At 60.5% G+C, this 11,467-nt stretch carries 11 protein-coding genes and 1 tRNA gene; 8 read left to right on the top strand and 4 right to left on the bottom strand.

Annotated elements, in window-relative coordinates:
- The first annotated feature begins 101 nt into the window (after positions 1–101).
- Positions 102–1,538 (top strand): DegQ family serine endoprotease, encoded by a 1,437-nt coding sequence (locus tag AC3ISR_RS07675; protein WP_192299159.1) that lies wholly within the window; start codon positions 102–104, stop codon positions 1,536–1,538.
- A 70-nt stretch (positions 1,539–1,608) separates the two neighbouring features.
- Here AC3ISR_RS07675 and AC3ISR_RS07680 read toward each other — a convergent pair whose 3' ends face one another.
- On the bottom strand, positions 1,609–3,042 hold the full coding sequence (locus tag AC3ISR_RS07680) for a M48 family metalloprotease (protein ID WP_463984386.1): 1,434 nt from the start codon (positions 3,040–3,042) through the stop codon (positions 1,609–1,611).
- Between the two features lie 95 nt (positions 3,043–3,137).
- On the opposite strand from AC3ISR_RS07680, the gene AC3ISR_RS07685 reads away from it, so the two are divergent.
- Positions 3,138–3,377 (top strand): sulfurtransferase TusA family protein, encoded by a 240-nt coding sequence (locus AC3ISR_RS07685; RefSeq protein ID WP_010212198.1) that lies wholly within the window; start codon positions 3,138–3,140, stop codon positions 3,375–3,377.
- 31 nt (positions 3,378–3,408) lie between these two features.
- Positions 3,409–4,479, top strand: coding sequence for an AI-2E family transporter (locus AC3ISR_RS07690; RefSeq protein WP_192299157.1), 1,071 nt, complete (start codon positions 3,409–3,411; stop codon positions 4,477–4,479).
- A 146-nt stretch (positions 4,480–4,625) separates the two neighbouring features.
- Here AC3ISR_RS07690 and AC3ISR_RS07695 read toward each other — a convergent pair whose 3' ends face one another.
- Entirely contained in the window at positions 4,626–5,099 is a 474-nt protein-coding gene (locus AC3ISR_RS07695; protein WP_192299156.1) for a peroxiredoxin, read from the bottom strand.
- A 10-nt stretch (positions 5,100–5,109) separates the two neighbouring features.
- The gene (locus AC3ISR_RS07700; RefSeq protein ID WP_017137336.1) at positions 5,110–5,670 is read right to left on the bottom strand and encodes a glycine cleavage system transcriptional repressor; all 561 of its coding nucleotides are present in this window, start codon (positions 5,668–5,670) and stop codon (positions 5,110–5,112) included.
- Between the two features lie 273 nt (positions 5,671–5,943).
- Here AC3ISR_RS07700 and dapA point away from each other — a divergent pair, with 273 nt between their 5' ends.
- The 5 genes from dapA to AC3ISR_RS07725 all read left to right on the top strand — a co-directional run bounded on the left by dapA (position 5,944) and on the right by AC3ISR_RS07725 (position 9,633).
- A complete protein-coding gene (gene dapA, locus AC3ISR_RS07705; protein ID WP_192299155.1) occupies positions 5,944–6,822 on the top strand; it encodes a 4-hydroxy-tetrahydrodipicolinate synthase in 879 nt (292 codons plus the stop codon).
- Positions 6,823–6,839: 17 nt separating this feature from the next.
- Complete coding sequence (bamC, locus tag AC3ISR_RS07710) at positions 6,840–7,955, top strand: NlpB/DapX family lipoprotein (RefSeq protein ID WP_192299154.1); 1,116 nt, start codon at positions 6,840–6,842, stop codon at positions 7,953–7,955.
- Positions 7,956–7,959: 4 nt separating this feature from the next.
- On the top strand, positions 7,960–8,718 hold the full coding sequence (locus tag AC3ISR_RS07715; RefSeq protein WP_192299153.1) for an MBL fold metallo-hydrolase: 759 nt from the start codon (positions 7,960–7,962) through the stop codon (positions 8,716–8,718).
- 27 nt (positions 8,719–8,745) lie between these two features.
- Positions 8,746–9,459, top strand: coding sequence for a phosphoribosylaminoimidazolesuccinocarboxamide synthase (gene purC / locus AC3ISR_RS07720; protein ID WP_003172493.1), 714 nt, complete (start codon positions 8,746–8,748; stop codon positions 9,457–9,459).
- Between the two features lie 84 nt (positions 9,460–9,543).
- Positions 9,544–9,633, top strand: a tRNA-Ser gene (locus AC3ISR_RS07725).
- A 380-nt stretch (positions 9,634–10,013) separates the two neighbouring features.
- Here AC3ISR_RS07725 and AC3ISR_RS07730 read toward each other — a convergent pair.
- On the bottom strand, positions 10,014–11,240 hold the full coding sequence (locus AC3ISR_RS07730) for an MFS transporter (RefSeq protein WP_192299152.1): 1,227 nt from the start codon (positions 11,238–11,240) through the stop codon (positions 10,014–10,016).
- Positions 11,241–11,467: the final 227 nt, after the last annotated feature.

An 11,467-nucleotide genomic window follows, 5' to 3' on the forward strand; every position in this document is an offset into this window, starting at 1 on the left:
GGCTCTGGCCTTGCTTTGTTCGCGGAACAAAAATGTCGGTCGCAGTTTTCGGCGTTTCTTGAACCCTGTCGCTCAACCCTGCTCGTCGTAACGGGAGCTGTATGTCGATACCACGTTTGAAGTCTTATCTATCCATAGTCGCCACGGTATTGGTGCTGGGTCAGGCCTTGCCTGCGCAAGCGGCCGAGTTGCCTGACTTCACCCAACTGGTTGAGCAGGCCTCGCCTGCGGTGGTGAACATCAGTACCACGCAGAAACTGCCGGACCGCAAAGTTTCCAATCAGCAGATGCCGGACCTGGAAGGCCTGCCGCCGATGCTGCGCGAGTTCTTCGAGCGCGGCATGCCGCAACAGCGTTCGCCCCGCGGTGGCGGTGGCCAGCGTGAGGCGCAGTCCCTGGGCTCGGGCTTCATCATCTCGCCGGATGGTTACATCCTCACCAACAACCACGTGATTGCCGATGCTGACGAGATTCTCGTGCGCCTGGCGGATCGCAGTGAGCTGAAAGCCAAGCTGGTGGGTACTGACCCGCGTTCCGACGTGGCCTTGCTGAAGATCGATGGCAAGGACCTGCCGGTTCTCAAGCTGGGTAAATCCCAGGACTTGAAAGCCGGGCAGTGGGTTGTCGCCATCGGTTCGCCGTTCGGCTTTGACCACACCGTGACCCAAGGCATTGTCAGCGCCATTGGGCGCAGCCTGCCGAACGAGAACTACGTGCCGTTCATCCAGACCGACGTGCCGATCAACCCGGGCAACTCCGGTGGTCCGCTGTTCAACCTGGCCGGCGAAGTGGTGGGGATCAACTCGCAGATCTACACCCGTTCAGGTGGTTTCATGGGCGTGTCGTTCGCCATCCCGATCGATGTGGCCATGGACGTTTCCAATCAGCTCAAGAGCGGTGGCAAGGTCAGCCGTGGCTGGTTGGGCGTGGTGATCCAGGAAGTGAACAAGGATCTGGCTGAGTCCTTCGGCCTCGACAAGCCGGCCGGTGCCCTGGTCGCGCAGATTCAGGACGGTGGCCCGGCAGCCAAGGGTGGCCTGCAAGTCGGCGACGTGATTCTGAGCATGAATGGCCAGCCAATTGTCATGTCGGCCGACCTGCCGCATCTGGTCGGCGCGCTCAAGGCCGGCGCCAAGGCCAAGCTGGAAGTGATTCGTGAAGGCAAGCGCCAGACCGTTGAACTGACCGTCGGTGCCATCCCCGAAGAGGGCGCCACCCTCGATGCCCTGGGCAACGCCAAGCCTGGTGCCGAGCGCAGCAGCAACCGCCTGGGTATTGCTGTGGTCGAGATGACCGACGAGCAGAAGAAAAGCTTCGACCTCAAGAGCGGCGTGGTGATCAAGGAAGTGCAGGACGGTCCTGCGGCACTGATCGGCCTGCAACCAGGCGACGTCATTACTCACCTGAACAACCAGGCCATTGAAACCACCAAGCAATTCACCGACATCGCCAAGGCGTTGCCGAAGAATCGTTCGGTGTCCATGCGTGTGTTGCGCCAGGGGCGTGCCAGCTTCATTACCTTCAAGCTGGCCGAATAATCCGCTAGCTCAATTAAAAGCCCCGCCCTCGGTTGACGAGGGCGGGGCTTTTTTGTGGGCGATGGGTGGGTTAGCTCATCATCCCCTTCACCAGGCGTTCCTGTTCGATCAGTTCACGCTGGCGTGCATCGATGCGTGACGATAACGGGAAATTGCTGCCCGCCCTGCGCTTGGCGAAGTCCAACTGCTGGATGGCCTGCTGGAAGTCGCCCACCAGCGCAAAGTACTCGGCGCGTGCCTGGTGCAGGCCAATGATGTTGCCAGACAAGCCGCGCGTTTCGGCGACCTGATACCAGACATCGGGATCATCGGGGCGGGACTTGAGCAAACCGTCCAAGGCTTTCTCTGCATCGGCGGTACGGTTCTGTTTCAGCAGAAGGTCCACGCGCACCTGATTCAACGGATAGTTGCCGGGATATTGCGTGAGCATCCGATCCGTACGCTGTTGCGCATCCGGCAGGTGGTTGTTGTCGATGTCCAGTTGGACTTGAGCCAGGTTGTAGGTGATGTCGTTGGGCGCCTTGGCCAGCAACGGTGCGAGGTTCTCCCGCGCTTCCTTGAACTGGGAGCCTTTGATCTGCGCGATGGCCAAGCCATAACGCGCCACATCGTTTTTCGGGTTCTCGTCCAATTGCGCCTGGAAACGCTTGGCCGCAAGGCCTGGTGTGTCCTCGTATTGCAACTGCACCCGTGCGCGAATCAGTTGATAGCGCAGGCTGTCTTCCTTGCCGCCGGATTTGGCTTGCTCGGCGCGGTTGCGGGTGTCGGCGATCCGCGATTCGGTCACCGGGTGCGTCAGCAAGAATTCCGGTGGCTTGGCGTCGAAGCGGTATTGGCGCATCAGGCGTTCGAACATGGTCGGCATGGAGCGCGGGTCGTAACCGGCTTTTTCCAGGTTGAGGATGCCGATGCGATCGGCTTCTTGCTCGTTCTGGCGCGAGAAGCGGCGCTGTTCCTGGATGGCAGCGGCCTGGGTGCCGGCAATCGCGGCAATGCCGGCGTCACCTGCACCTGCGGCAGCGGCAATGATGCCGCCGAGCAGGGCGGCCATCATCGGGATCTGCATGCGCTGCTGCGCTTCCACACCGCGTGCGAAGTGGCGTTGGGACAGGTGAGCCAATTCGTGGGCCAGTACCGAGGCGTATTCCCCCTCGGTCTGCGCATTGAGGAACAGGCCGCCGTTGACCCCGACGATCCCGCCAGGTGCGGCAAAGGCGTTGAGTTGCGGGCTGTTGATCAAGATGAACTCCAGGCGCCGGTCATTGACCTGGCTGGTCTCCACCAGTTTGTACACGCTGGTTTCGACATAATCCTTGAGTTGCGGATCATTCAGTTGCGAGACCTGGCCCCGCAAGTAGGCCAGCCAGGCACGGCCCAGCTGGTATTCCTGTTGTGGCGAGACAATGGCAGAACTGGCGTCGCCAAGTGACGGCAGGTCGTCAGCGAAGCCTGGGGAGGCCAGCAGGCAAGCCAGCGTCAGCAGGGTGGGGCGCAAAAAAGTCATGCACAGAGCCTTTCGACAAAGAGCTTACTGTAGCCGGACACTGAGCTTCGGACCAGATATTCTAAGCAGCTCAAACCCGTGCCCGGAGTAAAACCATGACCGACGCTGTAGCCTTTGATGCCGAACTCGATGCCAGCGGCCTCAATTGCCCGTTGCCTTTGCTCAAGGCCAAGCTGGAGCTCAATCGATTGGCCAGCGGCGCGGTGCTCAAGGTAATCGCCACGGATGCAGGCTCCCAGCGTGATTTCCGGACGTTTGCCAAACTGGCCGGTCACACCCTGCTGCACGAAGAGGACGCCGCCGGTGTGTACCGTTACTGGTTGCGCAAGGCCTGAACCGTTCGCCCCCACCACCTGAGGTCTATTGATGTTCAAAGTGTTACGAGACTGGATTCAGCGCTACTTCTCCGATGAGGAAGCGGTAGTGCTGGCCGTCCTGCTGTTCCTGGCCTTTACGGCGGTGCTCACTTTGGGTGGCATGCTGGCGCCGGTCCTGGCGGGGATGGTGCTGGCCTACCTGATGCAGGGCCTGGTCACAACCCTTGAGCGGTTGCGCTTGCCGGGCGGTGTGGCGGTGGGGTTGGTATTTGCCTTGTTCATGGGGCTGCTGGTGCTGTTTATCGTGGTGGTGTTGCCGTTGCTGTGGCATCAGCTGATCACCCTGTTCAACGAGCTGCCGGGCATGCTTGCCAAATGGCAGTCGCTGTTGCTGCTGTTGCCGGAGCGTTATCCCCATCTGGTGTCGGACGAGCAGGTGTTGCAGGCCATCGAAGTGGCGCGCGGCGAGATCGGAAAGTTCGGCCAGTGGGCGCTGACGTTTTCCCTGTCCAGCTTGCCGTTGTTGGTCAACATCATGATCTACCTGGTGCTGGTGCCGATCCTGGTGTTTTTCTTCCTCAAGGACCGCGCCATGATCGGCCGCTGGGTGCGCGGCTACCTGCCGCGCGAGCGGGCGCTGATCACGCGGGTGGCCGAGGAGATGAACCGACAGATCGCCAACTACATCCGTGGCAAGGTCATTGAGATCATTATTTGCGGCGGCGTGACCTACATCGCCTTTATCGCCCTGGACCTGAACTACGCCGCGCTGCTGGCATTGTTGGTGGGGGTCTCGGTGGTTGTCCCTTATGTCGGCGCCGTGGTGGTGACGGTGCCGGTGACGCTGATCGCGCTGTTCCAATGGGGTTGGAGTGATCAGTTCATCTACCTGATGGCGGTCTACGGGATCATCCAGACCCTGGATGGCAACGTGCTTGTGCCGCTGCTGTTTTCGGAGGCGGTCAACCTGCACCCGGTGGCGATCATCTGCGCGGTGCTGTTGTTCGGCGGGTTGTGGGGATTCTGGGGAGTGTTTTTTGCGATCCCCCTGGCGACGCTGTTCAAGGCGGTGTTGGATGCCTGGCCTCGGCAAGAACCCGTGGTAGCGCCACTGTTGTAACGGGCTGCTGTAGTGGGCGGGCTTGCCCCGCGCTGGGGGGGCGAAGCCGCCCCAAATCCAACCGCCGCGGTCTTACTGATACACCGAGGTGCCTGGGTTTAGGGCGGCTTCGCCCCCCCAGCGCGGGGCAAGCGCGCTCACTACAGTTATGCTTTGTTCAAGGATTGTGCTGCGGCCAATACGGCATCCACATGCCCAGGCACCTTCACGCCACGCCATTCCTGGCGCAGTACGCCATCCTTGTCGATAAGGAACGTGCTGCGATCCACGCCCAGGTATTCCTTGCCATACAGCTTCTTCAGCTTGATCACATCAAACAGCTGGCAGACCGCTTCGTCCTTGTCGCTGATCAGCTCGAAGGGGAATTCCTGCTTGGCCTTGAAGTTCTCGTGGGACTTCACGCTGTCGCGCGACACCCCGAACACTTCGGTGTTGGCCGCCTTGAACGCTGCGTAGTGGTCACGGAACCCTTGGCCTTCGGTGGTGCAGCCCGGGGTGCTGTCCTTGGGGTAGAAGTAGATCACCACTTGCTTGCCCTTGAGGGCGGCGAGGCTGAAGGTCTGGCCGCTGGTGGCCTGAGCTTCGAAATCGGCTACGGGTGTGTCGATGACAACCGGCATGGGGCGTTCCTTACATAGGGTTCTGTGGGCGCCATGGCTCGATCAATGCGTCGAGGTTCAGGGCATCGGCGAAGTCCAGGAACTGGTCGCGCAACCAGCTGATCTGTACACCAGCCGGCAAGGTCACGGTAAACGTGGCGTTGAGCATGGTGCCGCCGGTTTGTGGTGCCTGGTAGGTGTCGCAGGTCAGGTTCTCCAGCTCGACGTTGTGGTCGATAAAGAACTGGCACAGCTCGTTGACGATGTCCGAACGGTACGCCGAGCTGACATACGCCACATAGGGCAAGGCCTGCGGACGGTTTTCCAGGGCGGCGCTGCGCACCACGTTGACGGTGAAGTTGTGTTTCTTGGCCAGGCCGGGCAGGCCGGTTTCCAGGCGCGCCAGGGCGTCCCAGGAGCCGGAAATCTGCAGGACCAGCGCGCTGCACTCGCCGTGGCGGGTCAGGCGGGAGGTCACGACGGCGCAGCGGTTCTCATGGCTGGCGCGGCACAGGACGTTGGTCAGCTCCATGGGGTTGGCGCCGAGGGCACTGATAACAAGGAATTGTTCGCGAACTGTGGGGGTGGACATGCAGCCTTCCTAAAGCGATGAGCGGTCGATACCGCGTGGGCTGTATCGATCAAAGGATGAAGGGTAGCGAAAACCGTCGCCAAGGGCTAGGAGGTGGCGTTTTCATTGCGTGAACGGCCGGATTTCGACGCGCTTGGAGGCAGCCTTTGGCCCAATGATGGCATTGCCTGTCGTTTAGTTGCGCCAGAACGCATCCTCAGGCGGTACTTTGCTTGTGCAAGCATCTTGGCGCCAGTACCATTACGGCTCTCTTTTTCCGGCAGGAGCGGTTGCATGATTGCGGGCAGTATGGTGGCACTGGTCACACCCATGGATGCACAAGGTCATCTCGACTGGGACAGCCTGGGCAAACTGGTGGACTTCCACCTGCAAGAAGGCACCAACGCCATTGTGGCGGTCGGCACCACAGGTGAGTCGGCCACCCTCGATGTGGAAGAACACATCCAGGTCATCGAATTCGTGGTCAAGCGTGTGGCGGGCCGCATTGCCGTGATCGCCGGTACGGGCGCCAACTCGACGCGCGAAGCGATCGAGCTGACCAAAAACGCCAAGAAGGCCGGCGCCGATGCCTGCCTGCTGGTGACGCCGTACTACAACAAGCCGACCCAGGAAGGCCTGTACCAGCATTTCCGCGCCATTGCCGAAGCGGTCGACATCCCGCAGATCCTCTATAACGTACCGGGTCGTACCGCGTGTGATATGAAGGCCGAGACGGTGATCCGCCTGTCCACCGTACCGAACATCATCGGTATCAAGGAAGCCACCGGCGACCTGCAACGCGCCAAGGACATCCTGGCCGGCGTGAGCAGCGATTTCCTGGTGTATTCCGGTGACGACGCCACCGCTGTCGAACTGATGCTGCTGGGCGGCAAAGGCAACATCTCCGTGACCGCCAACGTGGCCCCGCGTGCCATGAGCGAAATGTGCGCCGCCGCCATCGCCGGTGACGCCGTGACCGCCCGCGCGATCCACGAGAAGCTGATGCCGCTCAACAAGACACTGTTTATCGAATCCAACCCTATTCCCGTGAAGTGGGCGCTGACTGAAATGGGCATGATGCCGGACGGTATCCGTCTGCCGCTCACCCGTCTGAGCGAAGCCTGTCATGAACCGCTGCGACAGGCCCTGCGCCAGTCCGGCGTCCTGGTTTAATTGAGGAAGCACTACGCATGAAGCGATTGGCCGGACTTTCCGCACTTGCCTTGATTATCTCCAGCACCAGTGGCTGCGGTTGGATCTGGGGCCCGGAAGGCTACTTCCGTGACCGCGGCAGCGATTACCTGGAAGCACAAGCAACCAAACCGATGCAACTGCCACCGGACGTCAACGTCGCCAAGCGCCTTGACCCGTTGCTGCCGATCCCGCGCAATGTCGCCGACGACACCACCAAGGGTGAGTACGTTGTGCCACGTCCACAGCCGATCTCGGCCGTGGCCGATGCCAGCGATTACAGCCTGCAGAAGAGCGGTGATTCGCGTTGGATCGTGGCTCAGCGTCCACCCGCCGAAGTCTGGCCAGTGGCAGTGCAGTTCTTCCAGGACAACGGTTTCCGCATCGACCAGCAGCGTCCACAGACCGGTGAATTCACCACGGCATGGCAGCAGGGCAACGAACTGTCGGCCACCATGGCCAAGCGCCTGCAGGCCGGTGGCGTAGCCTCCGACAGCGAAACCCGTGTGCGTGTGCGCATCGAGCCGGGTGTACAGCGTAATACCAGCGAAGTCTATGTGGTCAGCGCCGAGCGTCCTGCCGGCAGCACCGCCAACGTTGATTTCACCAACCGTTCGGTCAACACCGGTGTTGATTCGGCACTGGTCGACGAAATGCTGGCCAGCATGAGCCGTATTTCCGAGAAGGGCGGTTCGGTCTCCCTGCTCGCCGCACGTGATTACGATACTCCGAGCCGTGTCAGCCTCACCGAGGACGGCAGCGGCAACGTGGTGCTGAACCTCGGCGAAGACCTCGACCGTGCGTGGGCCAGTGTAGGTCGCGCCCTGGAGCAGGGCCCTTGGCGTGTTGAAGACATCAACCGCAGCCTGGGCCTGTACTACATCAACGTGGCTGAAAAAGCCGAGCGTAAAGACGACGAGCCAGGTTTCTTCGGCAAGCTGTTCGGCAGCAAACCGACCAAGGAAGAAATCGAGACCCGCGCCGAGCGTTACCAGGTTCGTTTGAGCAAGGTTGGCGAAAGCGTGCAAGTCACCGTCGAGAAGAACATCAACACCGTTGCGCCGGCTGAAACAGCGCGCAAAGTGTTGGGCGTGATTCAGGACAACCTGGGCTGATCCGATGCGTTTTGCCGTTCTCGGCAGCGGTAGCCAAGGGAACGGCACGCTGGTCGCACATGACGACACGTATGTGCTGGTGGATTGTGGTTTCTCGTTAAAAGAAACCGAGCGGCGCCTGCTGCGCCTGGGGGTACACCCCGCGCAGCTGAGCGCGATTCTGGTAACCCACGAACATGCCGACCACGTGCATGGCGTGGGTTTGCTGTCTCGGCGCTACAATCTTCCGGTGTACCTCAGTCGCGGCACCCTGCGCGGGATGCGCAAACCTATCGAGCCTAGAGGTTTCCTGGCCGGTGGCGAGCAACTGCAGATCGGTGCGTTGAGCATTGATGTGATTGCCGTCGCACATGACGCCCAGGAACCGACGCAGTATGTCTTCAGTGGCGGTGAGCGGCGTTTCGGCGTGCTTACTGACCTGGGGTCCTACTGCTCCAAGGTGCTGGACGGCTACCGCGACCTCGATGCGTTGATGATCGAGGCCAACCACTGTCGGGACCTGCTGGCTCGTGGTCATTACCCGTACTTTCTCAAGCAGCGGGTCGGTGGCGAACTGGGACATTTGAACAACCACCAGGCGGCATACCTGGTGTATGAGTTGGGCTGGCAAGACCTGCAACACCTGGTCCTGGCCCACTTGAGCAGCAAGAACAACCTGCCGACGCTTGCCCGGCAATGTTTTGTCGACACCCTCGGGTGCGACCCGGACTGGCTGCAACTGGCCGATCAAGATTCAGGGCTCGACTGGCGACACATCGCCTAGCCCACCTCACTCAAAGCGGAGCCCATCATGGAAAAACGTGAAGAACTCTACCGCGGCAAAGCCAAGTCGGTGTACAAGACCGACGACGCCAACCGCCTGATCCTGCTGTTTCGCAACGACACCTCGGCGTTCGACGGCAAGCGCATCGAACAACTTGATCGCAAAGGCATGGTGAACAACAAGTTCAACGCCTTCATCATGCAGAAGCTCGAAGAGGCCGGCATTCCGACCCAATTCGACAAACTGCTGGGCGACAACGAGTGCCTGGTCAAGAAGCTCGACATGATCCCGGTCGAATGCGTCGTGCGTAACTACGCTGCCGGCAGCCTGGTCAAGCGCCTGGGCGTGGAAGAGGGCCTCAAGCTCAACCCTTACACGTTCGAGCTGTTCCTGAAGGACGACGCCAAGGGCGACCCGTTCATCAACGAATCCCACGTCGTGGCGTTCGGCTGGGGCACCGCTGAACAACTGGCGCGCATGAAGGAGTTGTCCCTCAAGGTCAACGATGTGCTGAGCAAGCTGTTCGACGACGCCGGCCTGCTGCTGGTGGACTTCAAGCTCGAATTCGGTGTGTTCCACGACGGCTCCATCGTCCTGGGCGACGAATTCAGCCCGGACGGCTGCCGCCTGTGGGACAAGGACACCAAGAAGAAGATGGACAAAGACCGCTTCCGCCAGGGCCTCGGTGACGTTATCGAAGCCTACGAAGAAGTCGCCAATCGTCTTGGCGTACCGCTTTAATCGACGCAAGCATCTGATAGCACGGAAAAAAATCTCGCTTCGAGCTTTGCTTTCCTGAACCACGCTGTTATGATGCGCGCCGTTGGAGAGATGCCAGAGTGGCCGAATGGGACGGATTCGAAATCCGTTGTACCTTCACCGGTACCTAGGGTTCGAATCCCTATCTCTCCGCCATACAAATAAAAGCCCCGTAGACAAAAGTCTACGGGGCTTTTTTGTTTTCGGATTTCATTACTCCGCTGTACTACTCAAATCCTTCGGCTTTGACGCAGGCTTTTTATCCGTCTCCTTCACCGTCTCCCGTGGTCTTTTTTTCGCCTCACTTTCTGTCACGTACTCTCCCGTGACCGCATCCCGATACCTCGTTGGCATATAAGCTCCTTGTCAGCCAGTCGCCACGTCGGCGACCTTCCAAGGCTAGTTCAGAGGCGTGGGGGCACGCGCGCCATTGTGTTAGGAGGCATGACGAAGATTGGCCGTCATGTTGCTCACCTGAAACAAAAAAGCCTGCTGGGCTCAATGCTCAGCAGGCTTTTTAGTCAACGACTTTCCGTTTAGGCCGGTTGAGCCACCAGGCTATTGCTCACCTTGCGACCCAGCACCAGCACCGTCACAAAACCCGCCCCGACCAACGCCGTGGCCAGGCTCAACAACACCGAGCTGCCCATCTGATCGACGATCCGTCCGCCGAAGAACGAGCCCAGGGCGATGATCACCTGGAACAAGGCGACGAAGAGCGGCATGCCGCGTTCGACGTCCTTGGGTGCCACGACAAACATCCAGATGCTGGCGCAGGCCGGGAAGGCGCCGAAGGCGAAGCCCCAGAGTGCGATCAGCATCGCTGCGCCGGTCATGCCGGTGGCGAAGTGGGGGAACAGGGCGGTGCTGGTGCCGATCATCAGTGCGACCAGCAGCAGGGTGTTGCGCACGCTACGGTTGGCGGCGAAACCGGCAAAGATGTTGCCCAGCACGCCGGCCACGCCATAGAGCAGTAGCAGCGAGCCGATCGTCGGCCCATCGAAACCGGCACTCTGTTTGAAGAAAGGGGCGACGTAGGTATAGGCGGCAAAGTGCGCCAGACCGATCAGCAATACGGCGATCAATCCGACCCGGGCTTGTGGGTTGATAAACAAGGCCGGCAGGTCACTCACGCGGATGGCTTTTTCCGGAGTCAGCCGTGGGAGCAGGAAGACCTGCGCCAGCAACACCGGCACGCCAACCAGTGCAGTCACCAGAAAAGTCATGCGCCAGCCCATCAAGCCGCTGAGCCAGGTGCCTACGGGCACGCCCAACACGGTGGCCAGTGTCACGCCCATCATGATGATCGAGGTGGCCTTCGCCACACCCACGCCTTTGGGCGCCAGGCGGCCGCTGAGGGCGATGGCCGTGGCCCAGAACCCGCCAATGCTGATGCCTAGCAGTACGCGACCGAACAGCAGCAGGTTGAAGTCGCTGGCAAAGGCCACGACCGAGTTGGCGATGATCATGATCAGCGTCAGGCTGATCAGCAGGTAGCGACGGTCCATGGCGCCAATGAACACCGACAGCAAAGGCGCGGCGAGGGCGGCCATGATGCCGGGCAGGGTTACCATCAGTCCGGCATGCCCGGCACTGATACCCAGGTCGCTGGCGACGTCGTTGAGTACGCCTACCGGGAGAAACTCGCTGGTCACCAGGGCGAAGGCGCCAACGGCCACTGAAAGAATGGCCAGCCACTGCTGTTTGACGCTTTGCTGATTGTGTTCGGGAAGGCCGCTAGGGGCCTGGCTGGCGCTTGGCATGATGGTGGGTTCCGAGGTGAATGTCGCCTGAAGCCAGGCGAGGGGAGGGAGTCAGGGAGGGGATTATAGGAATCGGTTGCGAATATCGAGCAGGCGCTCGTTTCGATAGTAATCATCAGTGCTATCGATGCGAAGCGTCTGGCAGGCGCGCTGGCAGGCACCGGGGGGTGCCCCGCGTGCGTGTATGCCGATGGCTCTCAAAGAAACTTTCCACACAAGGCATTCCC

Source organism: Pseudomonas sp. GL_117, assembly GCF_057835125.1.

Bases quoted from the DNA above. Each gene is read 5' to 3' on its own strand.
- AC3ISR_RS07715 (WP_192299153.1), top strand. From the start codon at position 7,960: ATGCGTTTTGCCGTTCTCGGCAGCGGTAGCCAAGGGAACGGCACGCTG.
- AC3ISR_RS07675 (WP_192299159.1), top strand. From the start codon at position 102: ATGTCGATACCACGTTTGAAGTCTTATCTATCCATAGTCGCCACGGTA.
- AC3ISR_RS07680 (WP_463984386.1), bottom strand. From the start codon at position 3,042: ATGACTTTTTTGCGCCCCACCCTGCTGACGCTGGCTTGCCTGCTGGCC.
- AC3ISR_RS07695 (WP_192299156.1), bottom strand. From the start codon at position 5,099: ATGCCGGTTGTCATCGACACACCCGTAGCCGATTTCGAAGCTCAGGCC.
- AC3ISR_RS07690 (WP_192299157.1), top strand. From the start codon at position 3,409: ATGTTCAAAGTGTTACGAGACTGGATTCAGCGCTACTTCTCCGATGAG.
- purC (WP_003172493.1), top strand. From the start codon at position 8,746: ATGGAAAAACGTGAAGAACTCTACCGCGGCAAAGCCAAGTCGGTGTAC.
- AC3ISR_RS07700 (WP_017137336.1), bottom strand. From the start codon at position 5,670: ATGTCCACCCCCACAGTTCGCGAACAATTCCTTGTTATCAGTGCCCTC.
- dapA (WP_192299155.1), top strand. From the start codon at position 5,944: ATGATTGCGGGCAGTATGGTGGCACTGGTCACACCCATGGATGCACAA.
- bamC (WP_192299154.1), top strand. From the start codon at position 6,840: ATGAAGCGATTGGCCGGACTTTCCGCACTTGCCTTGATTATCTCCAGC.
- AC3ISR_RS07730 (WP_192299152.1), bottom strand. From the start codon at position 11,240: ATGCCAAGCGCCAGCCAGGCCCCTAGCGGCCTTCCCGAACACAATCAG.
- AC3ISR_RS07685 (WP_010212198.1), top strand. From the start codon at position 3,138: ATGACCGACGCTGTAGCCTTTGATGCCGAACTCGATGCCAGCGGCCTC.